The 19,751-nt window shown below is 65.8% G+C and carries 18 protein-coding genes and 1 riboswitch; of the genes, 15 read left to right on the forward strand and 3 right to left on the reverse strand.

What is annotated here, in order from left to right; genetic code table 11:
* The first annotated feature begins 1 nt into the window (after position 1).
* The 3 genes from J2R78_RS21045 to J2R78_RS21055 all read left to right on the forward strand — a co-directional run bounded on the left by J2R78_RS21045 (position 2) and on the right by J2R78_RS21055 (position 5,240).
* Positions 2–931 (forward strand): GTP-binding protein, encoded by a 930-nt coding sequence (locus J2R78_RS21045; RefSeq protein ID WP_253606572.1) that lies wholly within the window; start codon positions 2–4, stop codon positions 929–931.
* 228 nt (positions 932–1,159) lie between these two features.
* Positions 1,160–1,355: riboswitch (cobalamin riboswitch) on the forward strand.
* 106 nt (positions 1,356–1,461) lie between these two features.
* On the forward strand, positions 1,462–3,738 hold the full coding sequence (locus J2R78_RS21050; RefSeq protein WP_253606574.1) for a TonB-dependent siderophore receptor: 2,277 nt from the start codon (positions 1,462–1,464) through the stop codon (positions 3,736–3,738).
* A 2-nt stretch (positions 3,739–3,740) separates the two neighbouring features.
* Positions 3,741–5,240 (forward strand): PepSY domain-containing protein, encoded by a 1,500-nt coding sequence (locus J2R78_RS21055; RefSeq protein ID WP_253606576.1) that lies wholly within the window; start codon positions 3,741–3,743, stop codon positions 5,238–5,240.
* 7 nt (positions 5,241–5,247) lie between these two features.
* Here J2R78_RS21055 and J2R78_RS21060 read toward each other — a convergent pair whose 3' ends face one another.
* Both J2R78_RS21060 and gspD read right to left on the reverse strand, forming a co-directional pair.
* The gene (locus tag J2R78_RS21060) at positions 5,248–5,721 is read right to left on the reverse strand and encodes a tetratricopeptide repeat protein (protein ID WP_057017771.1); all 474 of its coding nucleotides are present in this window, start codon (positions 5,719–5,721) and stop codon (positions 5,248–5,250) included.
* A 76-nt stretch (positions 5,722–5,797) separates the two neighbouring features.
* A complete protein-coding gene (gene gspD / locus J2R78_RS21065) occupies positions 5,798–8,185 on the reverse strand; it encodes a type II secretion system secretin GspD (protein ID WP_253606577.1) in 2,388 nt (795 codons plus the stop codon).
* Between the two features lie 336 nt (positions 8,186–8,521).
* Between gspD and J2R78_RS21070 the strand changes: the two genes are divergently transcribed.
* From J2R78_RS21070 to J2R78_RS21115, 10 genes are read left to right on the forward strand one after another with little or no spacing between them, the layout of a single operon-like run.
* Positions 8,522–10,198: a GspE/PulE family protein gene (locus J2R78_RS21070; RefSeq protein ID WP_253606579.1), complete on the forward strand. Its 1,677-nt coding sequence runs from the start codon at positions 8,522–8,524 to the stop codon at positions 10,196–10,198.
* Positions 10,199–10,202: 4 nt separating this feature from the next.
* Positions 10,203–11,414: a type II secretion system F family protein gene (locus tag J2R78_RS21075; RefSeq protein WP_253606581.1), complete on the forward strand. Its 1,212-nt coding sequence runs from the start codon at positions 10,203–10,205 to the stop codon at positions 11,412–11,414.
* Positions 11,415–11,431: 17 nt separating this feature from the next.
* Positions 11,432–11,947, forward strand: coding sequence for a type II secretion system major pseudopilin GspG (gene gspG, locus J2R78_RS21080; RefSeq protein WP_050386312.1), 516 nt, complete (start codon positions 11,432–11,434; stop codon positions 11,945–11,947).
* A 15-nt stretch (positions 11,948–11,962) separates the two neighbouring features.
* Complete coding sequence (locus J2R78_RS21085) at positions 11,963–12,427, forward strand: type II secretion system protein (protein ID WP_253606583.1); 465 nt, start codon at positions 11,963–11,965, stop codon at positions 12,425–12,427.
* On the forward strand, positions 12,393–12,812 hold the full coding sequence (locus J2R78_RS21090) for a prepilin-type N-terminal cleavage/methylation domain-containing protein (RefSeq protein ID WP_229160390.1): 420 nt from the start codon (positions 12,393–12,395) through the stop codon (positions 12,810–12,812). Before J2R78_RS21085 ends, J2R78_RS21090 begins: the two co-directional genes overlap by 35 nt.
* Positions 12,809–13,516 carry a type II secretion system protein J gene (locus tag J2R78_RS21095; protein ID WP_253606584.1) on the forward strand — a complete coding sequence of 236 codons (708 nt, stop codon included), beginning with the start codon at positions 12,809–12,811 and terminating at the stop codon, positions 13,514–13,516. Before J2R78_RS21090 ends, J2R78_RS21095 begins: the two co-directional genes overlap by 4 nt.
* Positions 13,516–14,430 carry a general secretion pathway protein GspK gene (locus J2R78_RS21100; protein WP_253606586.1) on the forward strand — a complete coding sequence of 305 codons (915 nt, stop codon included), beginning with the start codon at positions 13,516–13,518 and terminating at the stop codon, positions 14,428–14,430. Before J2R78_RS21095 ends, J2R78_RS21100 begins: the two co-directional genes overlap by 1 nt.
* The gene (locus J2R78_RS21105) at positions 14,430–15,503 is read left to right on the forward strand and encodes a PilN domain-containing protein (RefSeq protein WP_092080420.1); all 1,074 of its coding nucleotides are present in this window, start codon (positions 14,430–14,432) and stop codon (positions 15,501–15,503) included. Before J2R78_RS21100 ends, J2R78_RS21105 begins: the two co-directional genes overlap by 1 nt.
* Positions 15,500–16,063 (forward strand): type II secretion system protein GspM, encoded by a 564-nt coding sequence (gene gspM / locus J2R78_RS21110; RefSeq protein WP_229160386.1) that lies wholly within the window; start codon positions 15,500–15,502, stop codon positions 16,061–16,063. Before J2R78_RS21105 ends, gspM begins: the two co-directional genes overlap by 4 nt.
* Positions 16,063–16,707 carry a hypothetical protein gene (locus J2R78_RS21115; protein ID WP_253636016.1) on the forward strand — a complete coding sequence of 215 codons (645 nt, stop codon included), beginning with the start codon at positions 16,063–16,065 and terminating at the stop codon, positions 16,705–16,707. Before gspM ends, J2R78_RS21115 begins: the two co-directional genes overlap by 1 nt.
* Positions 16,708–16,727: 20 nt before the next feature.
* Here the strand turns inward: J2R78_RS21115 and J2R78_RS21120 are convergent, their stop codons facing one another.
* On the reverse strand, positions 16,728–17,165 hold the full coding sequence (locus tag J2R78_RS21120) for an A24 family peptidase (protein ID WP_063790104.1): 438 nt from the start codon (positions 17,163–17,165) through the stop codon (positions 16,728–16,730).
* Positions 17,166–17,463: 298 nt separating this feature from the next.
* Between J2R78_RS21120 and J2R78_RS21125 the strand changes: the two genes are divergently transcribed.
* Together J2R78_RS21125 and J2R78_RS21130 are read left to right on the forward strand one after the other, a co-directional pair.
* Positions 17,464–18,249 (forward strand): EfeM/EfeO family lipoprotein, encoded by a 786-nt coding sequence (locus tag J2R78_RS21125; RefSeq protein WP_092080432.1) that lies wholly within the window; start codon positions 17,464–17,466, stop codon positions 18,247–18,249.
* Positions 18,246–19,622 (forward strand): cytochrome c peroxidase, encoded by a 1,377-nt coding sequence (locus tag J2R78_RS21130; protein ID WP_253606589.1) that lies wholly within the window; start codon positions 18,246–18,248, stop codon positions 19,620–19,622. The genes J2R78_RS21125 and J2R78_RS21130 overlap by 4 nt, the downstream gene beginning before the upstream one ends.
* Positions 19,623–19,751 lie beyond the last annotated feature (129 nt).

Genomic DNA, 19,751 nt, shown 5'->3' on the forward strand with positions numbered 1-19,751 from the left:
TGTGCCGGTCCCGATCCTGCTGGTCGCGGGCTTTCTCGGGGCGGGCAAGACCACCGTCGTCAACCATCTGCTGGCGCATGCGCAAGGGCGGCGCATCGCCGCCGTGGTCAACGATTTCGGTGCGATCAATATCGACGCCGAGCTGATCGCCGGCGCCGGCGACGGCGTGGTCAGCCTGAGCAATGGCTGCATCTGCTGCACACTGGAGGGCGACCTGCTGCGCACGCTCGCAACCTTGCTGCGGCGTGATCCGCGTCCCGAATTCATCGTGATCGAGACCAGCGGGATCGCCGATCCCGCCGACATCGTGCGCAACCTGATGGATCCCGTGATCTGGAAGGAGGCGCCGCTGGAGACGGTGCTGTGCGTGGTCGACGCGACGCAACCTGCGGCGATGCTGAACGATGCGCTGCTGCGCTCGCAGCTCCGGGCGGCGGATGTGGTGGCGCTGAGCAAGGTCGATCTGACTGACGCCGCTGCGTGCGCCGCGATCCGCGACGCCGTGCGCGCGGCGCGTCCGGCGGCCGTGGTGGTTGATGCCTTGCATGGCGAGGTGCCGGCCGCGCTGCTGTTCCCGACGGACCTCGATCATGTGCCGGCTCCGCGCGAGACCGCGCCGCGACGGCCGGCGTCCGATCGCTTCGAGACGCTGAGCTGGACCTCGGAGCGGCCCGTCGTGCTGCCGCGCTTGCAGCAGGCGATCGGCAGACTGGCGCCGAAGCTGGCGCGGGCGAAGGGATTGTTCGAGACGGTGGAGCAGCCCGGGCGGCTGACCGTGCTTCAACTCGCCGGCGGCCGCGCGACCCTGGCTGCGGGCGGCGTGCCGTCGCCCGGCGTGCCGCGCACGCGCATCGTGTTCATCGCCGAGATGGGTGCGCTGTCGCGCGCGGAGATTGATGAGGTGATGCAGGGATGTGTCGAGGCTCAGTGACGCGAACCTACGTTTCCCGTCATCTTGAGGAGCCGCGAAGCAGCGTCTCGAAGGATGAATCGGCCACCAGCCGGGCCGTGCATCCTTCGAGACGCGCGTGCCGCGCTCCTCAGGATGACGGGTTGCCTTTCGGCGTCAGCCCTCGACGTCGCTGTGTCATCGCCGCAGCAGCATCTCGCAAAGCATGTGTGCGACAATCGCATCGAATTGACAGCCCTGCAGCCAGCACCTATCGTTTTTGCCGACGGTTCCCTTCGGGGATCAAAAGGGAATGCGGTGCGAGGGTAACCCCAATGCCGCAGCTGTCCCCGCAACTGTAAACGGCGAGCCTTTCGTCAAATTGCCACTGGGCCATCGGCCCGGGAAGGCGTCGACAGGCGATGACCCGTGAGCCAGGAGACCTGCCGTCAGTCGTGGTCACACGCGAGCACATCGGGCGGGGGCGTCCTGGTGGGATCGGAGCACTGCCTTTTGGGCAATGCGCCAGTCCGCGTTCGCGGTGACGTGCCACGTTACCGCGAGTCCTTTTCATGTCTCCGTCCTCTCCCGTTGCGCGCAAATGGCGCCTCGGTCTTCTCTGCTCCCTGTCATCGCTGCTGTTGCCGGCCGAAGGCTCGGCACAAACGCCTCCACCAACCAGGCTCGATCCGATTGAGGTCGCGCCTTCCGCTGTGGCAAGGCCGAAGCCCGCGGCGCGAAGCCGTGCCGTGGCCGCCGCGGCGCGGCCGAGGCCCGCGACGATCGCAACAACCGGCAACGCGCCGCGCGTCGCAGCGTCGGGCGTACCGGGATCGGCATCGCCGACGCTCAATGCCACCACGCAGGGCGGCACCGGCAGTCGTCTCAATCTGACGCCGCTGCAGACGCCGGCCAGCGTCGAGATCATCACGGCGCAGACCATCGCTGAACGCGGCCAGCATAATGTGCTCGATGCCGTCACCCAGGACGCGGCTGGCTTCATCGCAACGCCGGCACCCGGCAATGGCGGCCTGTCGTTCAGCACCCGCGGCTTTGCCGGCAGCAACTCGGTGATGACGCTGTATGACGGCACGCGCTTCTATATCGGCTCCGGCACGCTGACGTTCCCCTACGACACCTGGTCGACGCAGCGCATCGAAGTGCTGCGCGGCCCGGCCTCGGTGCTGTACGGCGAAGGCGCGATCGGCGGCGTCATCAACGTGATCCCGAAGAAACCGCTCAATACGCCCTACAACGAGGCCGAAGTTTCGCTCGACAGCAACATGACCCGGCGGCTCTCGGTGGACAGCACCGGTCCGATCAATCCCAATGTGTCGTACCGCATCAACGCCACCGGCAACATGTCGGACGGCTGGGTCGATCGCGACAAGACCTCGAACGCGGTGGTCTCCGCTGCCGTGCGGGTGCAGGCGTCGGACAATCTGGCCTTCACGCTGTCGGAGGACTACGGCGACCGCAGCCCGTCGCGCTATTTCGGCACGCCGCTGATCAACGGTTCGATCCAGGATGCGCTGCGCTTCAAGAACTACAACGCATTGGACAGCGCGATCCGCTATCAGGACAGCTGGACCCAGTTCAAGACCGAGTGGGACGTCGCCGACGGCATCAAGGTCAACAACACGCTGTATTACCTGACCAGCGAGCGGCACTGGCGCGACATCGAAAACTATACCTGGAATCCGAAGACCCGGCTGATCGATCGCGCGAGCTACATCGAGATCTTCCACGACCAGAAGCAGCTCGGCAACCGGATGGATGCGACCTTCAGCGGTCACGTGTTCGGCCTTGCGAACCAGGTCGTCGCTGGCTTCGACGTCAACCGGATCGACTTCACCCACACCAACAACTCGCCCTATGGCGGCGCGTCGTCGGTCAATCCTTACGTGTTCGATCCGGGATCGTTCTTCGCGACGACGACGGCGACCACGCCGGGCTTCAATGCGATCGTCAATCAATACGCGCTGTTCGCCGAGGATCGTCTCTTGCTGACCGATCAGTTGTCGCTGGTGACCGGTGTCAGGTATGACCGTCCCGAGGTGGATCGCACCGACTACAAGACGCCGGCGAACAGTTTCGAGACGGCGCTATCGGGCACCAGCTGGCGCGCGGGGCTCGTTTACGAGCCGATCAAGAACCTCGCGTTCTATGGCCAGTACGCGGTCGGCGTCGATCCGGTCAGTAATCTGATCTCACTGTCGACCACGCAGAAGACGTTCCAGCTTGCGACCGGCAAGCAGACCGAGATCGGGGTCAAGCAGTCGTTCTGGGGCGGCCGCGGCGAGTGGACGCTGGCTGCCTACGAGATCGTCAAGACCGGGCTCACGATTCCCGATCCCGGCAATCCCACCGGCGGCCTGGCATTGCAGATCGGCCAGCAATCATCCCGCGGGGTCGAAGGATCGATCGGGCTCGCACTGAGCGACGGCTGGCGCGTCGACGCCAATCTTGCACTGCTGCGCGCCAGATACGACAACAACAGCCAGGTGGCCGGCGGCAAGATCGTCAGCTTCAACGGCAATGTCCCGGTCAACGTGCCGCAGCAGGTCTCGAACGTCTGGCTGACCTGGGACTTCGCGCCCAACTGGTCGGCCTATGGCGGCGTGCAGATCGTCGGTGCGATGTACTCCGATCTTGCCAACACCCAGCTGCGGCCAGGCTACAACGTGGTCAATGGCGGCGTCAGGTGGAAGCCGGATGACCGCACCACGGTCGCGTTCCGCCTCTACAATCTGTTCGACAAGGCCTACGCGGTGACCTCGAACGGCACCGGGCAGTGGCTGCTCGGCATGCCGCGTACCGTCGAATTGTCCGTCAGCGTGAAGTTCTGACCATGCGCAACGCTCTGATCCGGCGCGGGCGGCGGTGGCTCTATATCGTCCATCGCTGGATCGGCATTGCGACGTGTCTCCTGTTCGCGATGTGGTTCATCTCCGGCCTTGTCATGATGTACGTGGCCTTTCCGCGCCTTACCGACAGCGAGCGCCTCGCCGCGCTTCCTGTCATTCCCTGGAGCAAGGTGCAGCTCGCACCCGATCGCGCGATGGCGATCGCAGGTGTCGAGCGTTATCCGCGTGATTTGCGGCTTTCGATGATGGACGACACGCCCGTCTATCGGGTGACCGGCTGGAAGGCAGGGGCGATCACGATTTCGGCGACCGACGGCAGCGTGATCGACCGGATCACGCCGGACCAGGCGCTGGCCATTGCCGCTCATCATCCGCATGCCGTGCGGCCTCGCTTGATCGAAACGATCACGCGCGACCAATGGTCGGTGACCGCGCGCTTCGATCCGTTGCGGCCGCTCCATCTGATCGACCTCGGGGACGCCGATGGCACCGAATTCTACGTTTCCTCGCGCAGCGGCGAGATCGCGCTCGACACCACGCGTTGCGAGCGGATCTGGAATTGGCTCGGCTCGATCCCGCACTGGATCTATCCGACCGTGTTGCGCAAGGACGGCCCGCTGTGGCGGGATGTGGTGCTGTGGATCTCGGGTGTCTGTCTTGTCGTCGCGATCACCGGCTTCTGGATCGGCGTCCTCCGCCTGCGGCTGATGCGCCGCTACGCTGATGGCGCCGTCTCGCCCTATCGCGGCTGGATGGCCTGGCATCACATCGCCGGCCTGATCGGCGGCATCTGCGTCTTGACCTGGATGTTCAGCGGCTGGCTGTCGCTCAATCCCGGCGGCGCGTTCTCGGCACGCGGCATCACCCGCGAGATTACAATCGGCTACAGCGGCCATGAGACGCCCGACATCGTCGCCGGCTTCCAGTCGTCGCCATCGATGCCGGCGGTGGAGGCCCGCTTCGTCTGGATCGGCGGACACCGGTTAATGTTGCTCGACGACGGTAACGGCGGCCGCAGCATCGCCGATCCTGTGACCGGTGCGCGGATGACCCTCTCGCGCGACGAGATCATCGCTGCCGCCAGACACGCAATGCCCGGCGCTGCGATGACATCAGCGCGGCAGCTCGATGAACCCGACGCCTACTGGTACACGCTGCACCAGACGCGCGAGCTTCCCGTATTGCGGATCGGCTTCGACGATCCCGCCCACACCTGGCTGCACATCTCCCCCGTCACCGGCGAGATCCTCGACCGCAGCGACGACAGCCGCCGGTCCTACCGCTGGCTGTTCAACGCGCTGCACAGCCTCGATTTCCCGCTGCTGCTGCGCATCTGGCCGGCGCGCGACGTCGTGGTGTGGCTGCTGTCGGCGGCTGGTACGATTATCTCGATCAGCGGGATCGTGATCGGCTGGCGCCGGTTGCGGCGGCGGAAGGTACGAGGCAGGCGCGTGTCGGCGAGCCTCGTGCGCACACCCCCGTAAGCCGCGATTACTTGGCGGTCAGGTGCACGTCCGGCGCCGGCCGATCGGGTGCCCATTCCAGTGCGAACCGCTGTCCGGCAATGATCTCATAGGTCGAAAGCTTGGATGCGACCGCATCGCGGAACCGGAGATAGGCATCGCGCTGCCGCCCGTTCGAGCGGGCCGCGGCCAGATTGAGCCATTTGTAGGCCAGCACGAAATCCGTCGGAACGCCGTGACCCTTGTCGTACATCAGGCCGAGCTGGGCCTGCGCGAACGGGTCGCCCTGCACGGCGCCGCGATAGTAGCAGTCGGCGGCGGCTGCGTAGGCCTGCGGCACGCCGAAGCCGTGCTCATACAAGAAGCCGAGCATGCCGAGGGCGCGCGCATTGCCGCGCTCGGCGGCCGGCGCGAGCTCCCGAGCCGCCCGGACATAGTCGCCGCGATGGAAGGCGGCCGATCCGCGCGCCACGCTGTCGGCGCTCGCGACAGAGGCGGTCATCGCCCAAAGCACGATCGCAAGCGAGACCGAGAGGCCTGTCCGTTGTGCGAGAACGCGGCGCATCCTGCTGTCCGGCTCAGTGATAGCTGGTGGTGATCGGTGCATTGGTCGATGTCGTGGCGATGCTGCCGCGCAATTTCGATCGAAGCTCCTCGGCCACGGTCTGGGCGTCGGAACCATTGCGGATGATCTGCGGGCGGATGAAGATGATCAGCTCGGTACGCTGGGTGCCGTTGCTCTGATGTCCGAAGGCGTCACCGAGGCCCGGAATCTGGTCGAGCACCGGAAGCGCATTGCGGGCGCCGCTCTGCTGCTCGCTGATCAGGCCCGCCAGCAGCACGGTCTGACCGTTGGCCACCGAGATCTGGCTCTTGACCCGTCGTTCCGAAACGGTCGGCGTCAGGTTGACCGTGCTGCCGCTGCTTTGGGGAACATTGCTGATCTCCTGCTCGACGTCGAGCCGCACGGTGCCGTTCACGCTGACGCGTGGCGAGACCTTCAGGATGATGCCGGTGTTGCGATAGTCGATGGTGTTGACCACCGTGTTGCTCGTGGTCAGCACCGTCGCGCTGCCGGTCGAGACCGGGACGACGTCGCCGACCTGCAGGGTCGCGACCTGGTTGTTGATCACGACCAGTGAGGGATTGGACAGCACCTTGACGCTGGTGACGGCGTGCAGCGCATCCAGGATCAGGCTCGGCTGCGTTGCATTTCCGATCAGGAAGTTGAAGCCCGGGAAGCTCTGGTTGATGAAGGCATTGGTGAGCGATCCCGCGACCGAGACCGCACCGGTGGTTGCGTCCGTGGTGGTCGCGGGCGCGGAAGTGGCCTGGGTTCCGAGGATCGAGCCGGTGTTCGGCTTCAGGCCGAGGTTCTGGCTGGTGAGATAGGTCTGTACGCCATAGGACAAGGTGTTGTTGAGCGTGACCTCGGCGATCGTCGCGTCGATCGCGACCTGGAGCTGCGGCTCATCGATCTGCAGCAGGGTCGACTCGATGATGCGGTAGTTGGCCTGGTCGGCATAGATCAGGAGATTGTTGTTCACGACATCGGGCGTGATCCGGACGTCCTGCATGACGGGCTGCCCGTTGCCGCCGCCGGCACCGCGTCCGGCGTCCAGCGCGGCATTGTTGCCCTGGCCCGGATTGTTGGGATTGTTCGCTTGCCCGCCGGCGCCAAATCCCTGGCCAAGGCCCTGGCCGGTTGCGCCCGTCCCCGACGTGCCGCGGGATGCGAAGCCGCTCATGCCTGAATTCGCGCCGTTGTTGTTGTTGAGCGACAGACGGTCGGCGACGCTTGAGGTCGACGAGGTGCCGGAGCCGGGCGCGAGCTGGCTGTCGGCACTGTCGAGCAGGTTGCCGGACGATCCGCCAAGGAACATGTCGGTCAGGACCCGCGCAATCTGGCGCGCATCGCCGTATTTGACGCGGTAGACATGGACCGAGGTGCGCGCCGTGTCGTTGCGGTCGAGGCGCTTGATCCAGGTCGCGGCCGTGTGCAGCATGTCGGGCTTCTTGGTCACCACCAAAATCGCGTTCAGGCGCGCGATCGGCATGAACTTGATGACATTCTGGCTGAGGCCGTTCTCGCCGGAATCGACGATCTTCTCCAGCTCGGCAATAACAGGCGCGGGCGAGCCGCTCGAGATCGGGAAGATGCCGACGGATTGGCCGCGCATCCAGTCGACGTCGAAGCTGAGCACGGTATCGACCGCGGTGCGGCGCTCGGCGCCGGTGCCCTGGATCAGCAGCAGGTTGCGCGTCGTGTCGGCGCGGATCGCGCCGGCCCTGGTGGCAAAACTGTCGGTCAGCTTCATGAGGGTCTGCGCCGACACATATTGCAGGGGGACCACCGAGATGCCGAATCCGGGTTCCGGATTGGCCGCCGCGGCATCGACGCGGCCGCCGCCGACGGCGTCGCCGAGCGGCGTCAGGCGATAGCCTGCCGTATCCTTGAGCAGCACAACGCCGCTCAGGCGGAGTGCGTTTTCAAGCACGAACACCATGTCGGACTTCGGCACCGGGCGGACCGAGACCAGGCTGACCGTGCCCTGCACCCGCGGGTCGATGGTGTAGCCGACATGCAGGATGTCGCCGAGCACCACCTTGGCGACGGTCGCCACCGGCGTGCTCTCGAAATTCAGATCGAAGCCGTTGCCGTTCGACGCCGGTTGCGGCCGCGCGTCCGCGACGGCCGTCACTTCGCTTCCGTCATACATCGCCGCGCGGACGCTGCCGCTCTGGCTGCCGCCCGTCGCCGCCTGTGCGTTCACCGGTTGCGGCTGGCGCTGCGCCAGATCCAGCGAGCGCACCTTGTCGGTGACGTCGAGTTGGGATGCGTCCACGCTCTCGCCGACCGTCGCGGAATTGCAGGACGCCAACAACCCCAGTGACGTCAAGGCAAAAATGGCTGCGAGGCCGCCACGGATCGTCGGGCAGCGGCCCACTGTGCCTACGCGTTGCATGAAGGCCCTTCGCTTTGACTAACTGAAATTTCGATTGCTTGCGACGATCGGTCCTACCCCGGAGGGACTCTTAGCGATCGAACATGACAGAAATAAATTGGTTACATGATTGTCGTTCGCGACCTGCCCATCGCATCGCACCGAAATCGTGCTGCCGGCGCGCTGCTTGTGTCCGCGATGCCACCCTCAAAGTTTCTTGAGCGGGACGAATGATGTGACTTCGCACAGCTGTCACACTTCGGATCGATAACCGCACAATTGCCGGGAGCCGAACGCGACGGCACGCAGTGGCACTTGGCACGAACTGATCCGGGATAGTGTGGCGGGATATCGAGAATGGCCAACGACCTGTCCGTTCGGTTCGTGGATTATCTGCGTCAGAACAATCACCTGGCGCCGAGCGATGGACCGGCTGAGCGGACCGGGCAGGGCGCCGACGTCAGGCAGTTGAAGCTGTGGGAGGTTACCAGCCTCTCGCCGACCGACTTCGCCGACGAAGCCGCGCGCTTCTTTGCGCTCGGCCGGCTGACGCTTCAGGAGATGACGTCGGCCGAACCGCTGGTCGGGTCGTTCTCGCCGCGCTTCCTGCGCGAGACCATGGTCTATCCGTGCCGCGCGGTCGACGGGACCACGGTGCTCGCCGTCGTCGACCCGACCGATCAGGCGACGCTGCGGGCGGCACAGATCGTGCTTGGCGCCGGCATCCATGTGAAGGTGGCTTCGTCGGAAGACGTCGCCATCGCGCTGAACAACTCGTCCAGCACTGAAGAGGCCGAGGCCGCCGATAGCGCCGCGGCGCTGCCCCGCGAAGACGACATCGAGAGCCTGCGCGATCTCGCCAGCGGCGCGCCGGTGGTGCGCGCAGTCAACGATCTCATTGAGAAGGCGGTCGAGCTTCGCGCCAGCGACATCCATATCGAGCCGTTTTCCGGCGGGCTCATGGTGCGCTTACGGATCGATGGTCTGCTCCGGCCGGTCGCCGCGCTGTCGGGCGTGCTGCCCCAGGCGGTGGTCTCCCGCATCAAGATCATCGCCAACCTCAATATCGCCGAGCGCCGCCTGCCGCAGGACGGCGCGGCGCGGCTGCGGGCCGGTCGCACCGACATCGATATCCGCGTCGCGATCATGCCGACGCAGCACGGCGAATCCTGTGTCATCCGCATCCTGCCCAAGGATCGCGGCTTGTTGGTGGTCGAAAAGCTCGGATTCTCCGAGCCTGACGAAGCCAAGCTGCGGCGGCTCTTGAAGCTGCCGCACGGCATGGTCGTGATCACGGGGCCGACCGGCAGCGGCAAGACCACGACGCTGGCGACGATCCTGTCGATCCTCAATGAGCCCAGCCGCAAGATCCTGACCATCGAGGATCCGGTCGAATACGAGCTTCCCGGGGTCAACCAGTCCCAGATCAAGCCCGCGATCGGCCTGACCTTCGCCACCGCCCTGCGGTCCTTCGTTCGCCAGGACCCGGATGTGATCATGGTCGGCGAAATCCGCGATTCCGAGACCGCGCATGTCGCGGTGCATGCGGCGCTGACCGGGCATCTGGTGCTGACGACGCTGCACACCGAGACCGCGGCTGCCGCGGTGCCGCGTCTGCTCGACCTCGAGGTCGAAGGCTATCTGTTGCGTTCGGTGCTGCGCGGCGTGATCGCGCAGCGTCTGGTCCGGCAACTCTGCGAGCGCTGCAAGACGGCGCGGCCGCTTGCAACAGCCGATTTCGCCGAGGACCCCCGGCTCGCCGCGCTCGGCTTCAAGGCCGACGAGATCATTCAGGAGCCATGCGGCTGCGAGCGCTGCGGCGGGACCGGCTATCGAGGCCGCCTCGGCGTGTTCGAACTGCTCGAACTGTCCAATGAACTGCGCGAACTGATCGGGGAGCGAACCGACGGGCTGAAGATCGATACGATGGCGATCCGCTCGGGCATGACCACGATGCTCGACGACGGGGTCGCGAAATGCCGCGCCGGATTGACCTCGCCCGCCGAGATCCTCCGCGTCGCAACGGTGCGGTGACGCCGTGCCGAATTATCGCTATCGCGCTCTGACCCAGGCCGGCGAGATCGTGAACGGCACGATCTCCGCCCCGACGGCGGCCGAGGTGGCGCGGCGGATCGAATATCTCAAGCTGCTGCCGATCGAAACCACCGAGGACAAGCGCGCATCCGGCGGCACCGGTGGCCGCAGCCTGTTCGGCGGGCCGAGCGCGGCCGAGGTCACTACGTTCACGCGTGATCTCGCACTGCTGCTCAAGGCCGGTGCGCGTCTCGACGATGCCTTGGAGTTGCTGTCGGGCGACGCGGACGTGGGCCGGATGCGTCCGGTGGTGGCGAAAATTCGCGCCGCCCTGCTCACCGGCGAGAGCTTTGCCGACGCGGTCGCCGATCATCCAACCCTGTTCCAGCCGATGTACATCGCCCTGGTCCGGGTGGGAGAGATCTCCGGCACGCTCGATTCCGTGCTGGAGATGCTGGGCACCGAGCGCGCGCGTTCCGAGCAGATGCGGCGCAAGCTGACCGACGCCATGCAATATCCGGCCTTCGTGCTGGTCGCGGCGTCCGGCGTGATGCTGTTCTTCCTGCTGTTCGTGCTGCCGCAATTCTCGACCGTGCTCGGCGATTTCGGCGGCAAGTCGGACACGGCGCTCGCCAGCTTCATTGCGGTATCGGATTTCCTGCGCGCCAATGCCACCGCGGCAAGCCTGATCAGCGCGGCAACGATTGCGCTCGCATGGTGGCTGCTGCGGCAGGCGCGCGTCCGCGCCGCGCTGGTCAACGCCATCTCGCGGGTGCCGGGCATCAGCAGCGCTTTCCAGTTCTATCGCGCCAGCCTGTTCTGCCGCAATCTCGGCGTCCTGCTCGGCAGCGGTGTCAACCTCACCGCCGCGTTGCGCATCCTGGTCGACATCATGTCAGTGACCGGAAGCGAGGCGAACTGGACCGCCGCCGCCGACCGCGTCCGCCATGGCGGCAAATTGTCGGAAGCACTCGCCGTGGCGGACAGTCTGCCGCCGATGGCGGTCCGCATGCTGCGGCTCGGTGAAGAGACCGGGCAGCTGCCGGTGCTGGCCGGGCGGGTCGCGGAATTCTACGAAGCAAAATTGCAGCGCAGCCTGGACCGGGTCGTCGGCATCGTCGGTCCGCTAGCGATCATCACGATCAGCACCGTCGTCGGCGGATTGATCGTGTCGGTCATGACGGCGCTGCTCTCGGTCACACAGCTAGTCGGTTAGAGCAGGGGTCATCGGCCATGATATCGCGCAACATCATCATAAAGGCATTCGCCACGCGAGCGGAACGCGCTCGCACGCCGTCGCAAAGCCAGAGGCGTTCGGGGCAGGAGGGCTTCACGCTGGTCGAGATGCTGGTGGTGATCGCGATCATCGGCCTGATCATGGGGCTGATCGGCCCGCGCGTGCTCAACTATCTCAGCGAATCCAAGGTCAAGACCGCGCGCATTCAGTTGCAGAGCTTCTCCAGCGCGCTCGACCTGTTCTACCTCGACGCCGGGCGCTTCCCGTCGACGGCTGAGGGGCTTGCCGCCCTGGTGCGGCGCACGCCGGGGGTCGCGGCCTGGAACGGCCCGTATCTGAAGGGCGGCAACGTGCCGAACGATCCCTGGAACCATCCTTATCTCTATCGCTCGCCCGGCGAGCACGGACCGTATGACATCGTCTCCTACGGCTCCGATGGTCAGGAGGGCGGCAGCGGCACCTCGGCCGATATCTCGCTCGAGAAGACCACCGCCGCCAACAACGACCAGTAAGGATGCATGGCAAGCATGAGTGACGCGACGCAGCGCGGTTTCACCCTGCTCGAGATGGTGTGCGTGCTCGCCATCATCGCGCTGCTGGCGGCCGTGCTGCTTCCGTTCATTCCGCACCAGACCTCGCGATCGCGCCTGCAGGCCTATGCATTGCAGACCGCGACGCTGCTGAAGGCCGATCGGAATGCCGCCATCGAGCGCAGCACCAGTGTTGCGACGCTGGTCGATGCGCCGAGCCGGGTGATCCACTCCGGCGCATCGCGCATGACGGTGCGGATCCCCGAAGACGTGCGGTTCGATGCCGTGCTGCCGCAGAGCTGTCAGCGCCGCGCCGCACTGTCGACCATCCGCTTCTTCGCCGATGGCGGGTCCTGCGGCGGCTCCATCGCGCTGACGCGGCTCGATGCGGGATATGAGGTCCGCGTCAACTGGCTTACCGGAAGGGTTGAAATCGTTGCTCGCGACGTCGCCGCCAACTGACCGCGCTGATGCGGGGTTCACCATCATCGAGGTGCTGGTGGCGCTGGCGCTGGTGGCTGTCTCGATCGTTGCGATCGGCGCCGTCATGGGCGTCAAGACGCGCGGCGTGCGAGCGCTGGAGCAGCACGTGGCGCTGATGCAGGCGGTGCGCACCTTGATGACGGTCGGCATCCCGCCCCGCGCGGAATTGCAGTCGGGCACCTCGACGGGGCAGGCGGAGGGCTACCGCTGGACGATTGATGTCAGTCCGCTCGGTGGCGACTGGAAGGTGCCCGAGGGCAATGTGCCCTGGGCTCCGGAGCTGGTGCGGATTCGCGTCAAATCTCCGGGCGGTGCGCTGTCCGACATTCGCACCGTGCGCCTGATGCCGAGGGCGTCGGAATGACCCGGGCATGGGCAGACCAGCGAACGGGCGAGCGCGGCTTCACGCTGATCGAGACCATCGTCGCGCTGGCGCTGATGGGGCTGTTGCTGTCGGCGCTCGCCAGCATCACGGCGCAGTGGCTGCCGAGCTGGAACAGGGGCCTCGACCGGATCCAGCGCAGCGAATTGATCGGGATCGCGCTGGAGCGGATCGGCGCCGATCTTGCCGCCGCGGAGTTCGTTGCCGCCAACCGCGACAGCCACAAGCCGCTGTTCGACGGATCGGAGTTGTCCGTGATGTTCGTGCGCACGTCGGTGGGGCCGAATGCCGGGCCGGGGCTCGACGTGGTGCGCCTTGGCGAGACGCGCGATCGCGGCGAGTTCGTCACGGTTCGCACGCAGACGCGGTTCACGCCGCTGGCTGACGGGGTGTCGCTGTCGGAGCAGGTCCATCTCGGCAGCCCGGTGGTGCTGCTGCGCGCGCCCTATCGGCTGTCGTTCGCCTATGCCGGTGCTGACCGGGCCTGGAAGAGCGCGTGGAAGGACGCGGACAGACTGCCGGCGATGATCCGGCTGACCGTGCGCGACGCGGCGAGCCAGCGCGTCCTGTCGGTTTCGACCATCGCGCCGGTCCATGTCCAGATTCCGAGCGACTGCACCAAGCCGGACGGCAATTGCGGCGACAAGCAGAGCTCCGGAAGTGCCACCGATCAGGGGAAGACGTGATGGGCGCGTCCGGCAATGTCGGCCGATCGCCGGCCAATCGCGGCTTCGTCATCGTTGCGGTGCTCTGGATCCTGCTGGCGCTGTCGTCGCTGGCGATCATTTTCTCGGCCTATCTGGCCGCGTCGGCGCGCGCGCTGGCGGCCAGCGACCTGTCGTTGCAGACCGAGGCGCTGGTGTCGGCCGGGCTCGAGCTCACCGCCTATCAGCTGACGCTGACGGACGAGAAGACGAGACCACAGTACGGGGCGTTTCATTTCGGGCTGGACGATGCCAGCGTCGGCATCACCTTCACGTCGGAGGCCGGCCGCCTTGATCTGAACTACGCGTCGAAGGAGATGCTGATCGGCCTGTTCGTCGTGCTCGGCGCCCGCAAGGACGCCGCCGCCGAATATGCCGACCGGATCGTCGGCTGGCGAACCCGGCCCGCGCCGGGCAGCGAGAATGTGGAGGCGGCGCGCTACAACGCGCTTGGCTATTCGCCGCGGCAGGGGCTGTTCACCCATATCAACGAGCTGGCGCTGGTCGCCGGCATCCCCGAAGCGTTTGTCGATCGCGTGTTGCCGTTCGTGACGGTGTTCAACGGCGGTCCGGATGTTGATCCGACCATCGCCGCGCCGGAAGTCGCTCTCGCCGTCGATAAGGCGTCGGGGAAGGACCAGGACGGCTTCGGGGCGCGCCCGGCTTCGCCGAACGGAATCGCTGCCGGAACGCAGGCCCCAAGCCAGCAGAGCGCGGCATCGACGGCGCAGAGCCCGTGCTACCGGATCGCAATCTCGATCCGCTTCCGCAACGGTCACCGTACCACGTCCGAGGCGGTGATCGCACTCGGCGACAAGGTCGAGCCTTATCGGGTCTTGTCCTGGCAAAACGACGTCGAGCCGCGAAACCCGGTTCTGCTGCGCAAGAGAGGATGATGGCAATGCTTGCCGAAGCACGGCAATGGTTCGAGCAATGGATCGGCGCGGTCGCGACCACCGTCGACGGCGTCGCCGGCAGGTTCATGCGCCGGCGCAGCATCGAGCTCGACGAGAATGGCGACGGCACGTTCACCGCCCGCCTCGCGGTCTCGAAGGATGGCTCGCCTTCGATGCCGGTTTCGTTCCGGCTCGATCACGATGCGCCGCAGCCTCCGCTGCCGGCGGAGTGGAAGACCGCGTTCGACGGCAGCCGCATCGAGGTGCGTTTGCGATCGGATCAAATCGTCAGCCGCGTGCTCGATTTCCCGAGCCAGGCAAGCGACTTCCTCGACGGCATGATCCGCGCGCAGGTCGACCGGCTGACACCATGGAGCGCCGCCGATGCTGTCTTTGGCTGGAGTTCGCCGCAGCCGATCGCCAATGACCGCATTGAAGTCGCGTTCGGCGCGACCGCGGCGACGAAGGTCGATCCGTTGATCCGGATGGCGAGGATGCTCGGCGCCGCCTCCATCGCGGTGTTCGCGCCGGCGGTTGGCGGCGACGGCGCCGCGCAGCAGGTGACGCTGCTCGACAGGTCGCTGCGCGGCCTTGCCGGGCCCTCGGTTCCGCGCCTGTTGCGCGTCAGCCTGGCCTCGACGGCGGCCGCGGCCGCGGTCTCGCTGCTGCTGAACATCTATCTCGGCGGGTGGCTGCAATCCGAGCAGGACGACCTGCAACACCGGATCGCGCAGCGCCGCGCCGCGCTGCGTCTCGATGCCAATGGCGACTCGTCCGGGCTCGGCCTGCTGGCCAAGCGCAAGCAGACGACGCCGTCGAGCGTCATGGTCCTGGAAGCGGTCTCGCGCGTGCTGCCCGACACGACCTATGTGACGGAACTTCGCATCGAGGGCAACAAGGTGCAGGTGGTGGGGCTGACCCAGGATGCGCCGTCCCTGATCCGGCTGCTGGAACAGTCGCCGCAATTCACCCGCGCGACGTTCTTCGCGCCGACGACGCGCGCGGCGAATGAATCGGCCGAGCGGTTCCACGTCGAGGCCAACATCACTGCCTATTTTGGATCCGGCTCATGAGCGCAGCATCCCGATCGCTGACCGCTGTCAGCACCTCGCCAATGGTCGCGACCGCGAGCTATCTCGGCCTGTTCGTGCTGCTGCTCTTTGTCGTCATCTCGTCGCTCTCGGACATCATCGGCCTGCGCAGCGATGTTGCGGCAGCGGCCGGATTGCTGGAGCAACTGGAGGGGCGATCCAAGGCGAATACCGCGCCAGGTCAGCCGGCGATGCCGACCGGCTCGGCCTATCTCGAGGGGGCGACCGTCACGGTGGCCGGCGCCACCTTGCTGCAACGGGTGTCGGGCGCGGTGATCAAGGCCGGCGGCAACGTGCTGTCGACGCAGCTCGATGTTCCCAACGCGCCGGCCAAGGCCGGCTTCATCAGCATGGTCGCGAGCAGCGAGATCGAGCAGGCGCAATTACAGCAGGTGCTCTACGATCTGGAAGCCGGCATGCCGTTTTTGTTCATCGACCAACTGGTCGTGCAACCCGTCGCCGACGAGGCCGCCAAGGGCGCCGATCCCGGCAAGCTGCGCGTGCTGCTCGGCGTCTCCGGACAATGGCGAGGAGCCAAATGATGCGACGCTTCGCAGCGACCATCGTGCTGTTGGCAGTGTCGGCCTATTCGGCGCCGGCTGCGGTGCCTGCCCCGTCCGGCGATGCATTGGACGCCGGGATGCTCGACGATACACGCCTCGGTGGACCGGTGCTGAGTTCACCGCCGCCGTCCGAACCGGTGACATCGGTCCGGGTGGCCCCGTCGCCGGCACCGACACCCCGGCCGCTCAGCGCCAATCCGTTGTGGGGCATCCCGCTCAAGACACTGTCCAACACGCGCGACCGGCCGGTGTTCTCGCCGTCGCGGCGACCGCCGCCTGCCGTCGTTGCGGAACCGGAGGTCAGCAAGCCGGCGCCGCCGCCGCCGCGCAAGGTCGCGATCGAGCCACCGCCGCTGTCGCTGGTCGGCACGATTGCGGGAGATGACGAAAGCTTCGGGATCTTTCTCGATCAGTCGACCAAGACGGCGCTGCGGCTGAAGATCGGCGATGACTTCCAGGGATGGAAGCTGCGGTCCATCAACGGCCGCGAAGTCACGATGCAGAAGGACGATCAGGGGGCCGTGCTCACATTGCCCCAGCCCGGCGGCGACGAGAGCGGCGATGTCCGCCTGGTTCCGGTCAGCACGGAAAGGAAGCCCTTGGCAGCGCGGCGCCAGATGTGACCGCGCGTCGGACCGAGATGCTAGTTCAACGCGAGCCAGCTCTGAAGGGCCGGCGTCACGAGAAGCCCGAGCGCCAGAAACGGGCCGAACGGGATCGAGGTCTGGCGCTTCATCTCGTGACCTGCGAGTTGCAGGCCGCCGGCAACACCGAGCGCCGCGAGTGCCGCGATCAGCAGCAAGGTCGGAACGCCTGTCGCGCCGACCCAGATCGCCGCGGCGGCAAGAAACTTGACGTCGCCAAGTCCCAATCCGTCGACATGCCGCAAGGCGAAGTAAAGACGCTGCAGTAGAAGGAACACGATGCCGACCAGGACCGCAATCGCCATGGCGGTGAAGGCGGCCATCGTGCCTTCGGTGACGACGACGTTGGCGAGACCGAGCGCCGCGATCGCAAGGTTCAGCCAATTCGGGATGATGCCGTGGCGAAGATCGATCAGCGCGACCGCGCAGCAAAGCATGCAAAGCGCACCGTAAGATCCGATAAAATAAAGGGCTTCGCGATCAATCTGCATGGCGACGGACAAGTGTGACAGGTGCGGACGTTGTGTTGCAACAACTCACGCGCGTTGAACAGTCCAATTTCAATCCGTCTGCAGCAGCGCGAACGAGTTTGCAAAATTGTGATCGTCATCGACGATCGCGAAGCAGAAAAGATGCGACAAAAAGTCTGCGCTGTCACAAATCCGCATAGGATACCGACAATAGTTCGCCCCGCTACATGCCGCGAGCCCTTCGTGGCAGACGAGTGGGTTGACTATGCACAAGATGCAAGTGGCGGCGTGCCTTGCTTTGCTGGCGGCGTTCGCAGGCGTGCGCGCCGCGAATGCCGGCGCTCTCGAGGAGGGCGCCGAGCGCTACCGGCCATATTTGATCGAGGGCGTCGCCAGTGCGCTGACAGGCGCGCGTGCGCTTCGCGAGCGCGCCGCGGCGGCGGATTTGCCTGGAGCGAAGAAGGCCTGGCTGTCGGCGCGCGCCGGCTGGGAGCGCTCGGAGGTGTTCACCGCGGGGTTCGTGCCTGAGCTCGACGCGCAGATCGACGCCTGGCCCAACGCGGACAGCGGGTTCCACGCCATCGAGGCGAAACTGTTCGGAGCTGCCAGCACCGACGTGGCCACCGATGCGACCGGCCTTGTCGAGCATCTGAACGATCTCCACGGCAAGCTCAAGGATATCAAGCTGACGCCGCAGGGCCTTCTGGATGGCACGGTGCGGCTCGCCTACGAAGTCGGAGAGAGCAAGGCCGATGGCGGCGAGTCGCGCATCAGCGGCACCTCGCTGGACGACATGCGCAACAACATCGCCGGCATCGATTTCGCCTACCACACGATCTTCTCGGCCGCGCTCAACACGGTCGACGGCAAGCTCGACGAGATGGTGACCAACCGGATCGAGCAGCTCGAAGCGATTGTCGCCACGCCCGACCTGCCGCATGTCAACATTGCCGAACTGCGCCAGACCAGCGAGGAACTGGTGGTTGCGTTGCAGAGCGCCTCGGCAAAGCTCGGGCTGCAGCGGCCGACCCTGGAGGCCCAGGCGCGATGACATCGCTTCACCTGCGTCTGGCTGCGCTGCTCTCCGGTGTGATCGCCCTGGCACTGTTCGGGCGTGCGGTGGCGTTTCCGGTCGACGGTGACAAGACCGTGCTGCCTGTCGCGACCGAGCTGAACGAGGATGCGCTCGACAAGCCGCGCGAGGTGTTCCAGTCCGAGCGGACCGGGGCCAAGTCCTATCTGGTGAATCTCGGCGATCTCGCGTTCAATTCGCCGGGGCTGCTCGGTGACGTGGCGCGGCAGGCCGGCGTGAGCTGCGGCACCTGCCACGTCAATGGCGCGAACAACGCCAAATTCTTCATGCCGAAGATGTCGAGCCGGCCCGGCACGTTCGACACCACCGGTCCGCTGTTCAATCCGAAGGCCAACAATCTGGCGTTCGATCCAGTGCGGATCCCGAGCCTGCGCGGCGCCCGTTATCTAGCGCCCTACGGCGCCGACGGCCGATTCGCCTCGCTGCGCGACTTCGTCCACAACGTCATCACCAACGAGTTCGCAGGTCCCGAGCCGTCGCCGGCAACGCTCGATGCGATCGTGGCGTATATTCACGACATCGACTTCCTGCCCAATCCGAGCCTTGGTCCCGCCGGGCGGCTGGCCGGCAAGATCAGCGACGCGGAGCGCCGCGGCGAGGTGCTGTTCGCAAAGCCGTTCCCGCACGATCTCGCGCTGAGCTGCGCGGGATGCCACGTTCCGTCGTCCGGCTTTGTCGATCACCAGCAGCACGATGTCGGTTCGGGCGGACTGTTCAAGACGCCGACGCTGCGCAATGCCGATTTCAACGCGCCGTACTTTCACGACGGCCGCTTCGACAATTACGACCAGGTCGTCGATTATTTCGACCGGACCTTTCAGCTCGAGCTCTCGGCGCAGGACAAGGGCGACCTCGTCGCCTATCTCACGGCAGTCGGCGATGGCGTTCAGCCCTATGAGCGCGACGGCGCCGGGGCAACGCTGAAGGAGATCAACGATTTCTCGACGGTGCTCGCGACCGCGATTCCGTCCGGTGACAAGGACATCGTCGCGCTGGCGGTCGATACGATCGGTCGCGAGTTGCGCGAGTTGACCGAGCAATATCCCGACCGCAAGAACACCAGCGTCTCGGGCGGCGAGCAGCAGCGCGTACTTGCGCGCAACGGCCTCAAGGAGCTCGTGCTCACGCTGCGGCGAATCGAGATGGCGGTTGCGGCAGGGCGCAACGCGGATGCCGCAACCGAGTTCAGGAATTATCGCAATCTGATGGCTGCTGCAGTGCCTGCGCTGTTGGCTAGCGCCGAGCCGTGGTCGCTATTCAATCAAGGCGTGCATGACCAACATTACGCTGCGCTTCGCCAGGTGATGCGCTCCAAGCACCTTTCGCATTGATTGCGTTGTATTGAAGTGATTTTGCGATCTGCGCTGCGGCGCGGATGCGTGAGCAATTTTCGATCATTGGTTGCATGGTTGAATCGTGGAGATGCACCGCCGCGGCGGCAGATGTCTCCTCAGAAAATA

Origin of the sequence: Bradyrhizobium sp. USDA 4538, assembly GCF_024171045.1 — a bacterium.
Taxonomy (GTDB): Bacteria; Pseudomonadota; Alphaproteobacteria; order Rhizobiales; family Xanthobacteraceae; genus Bradyrhizobium; species Bradyrhizobium australafricanum.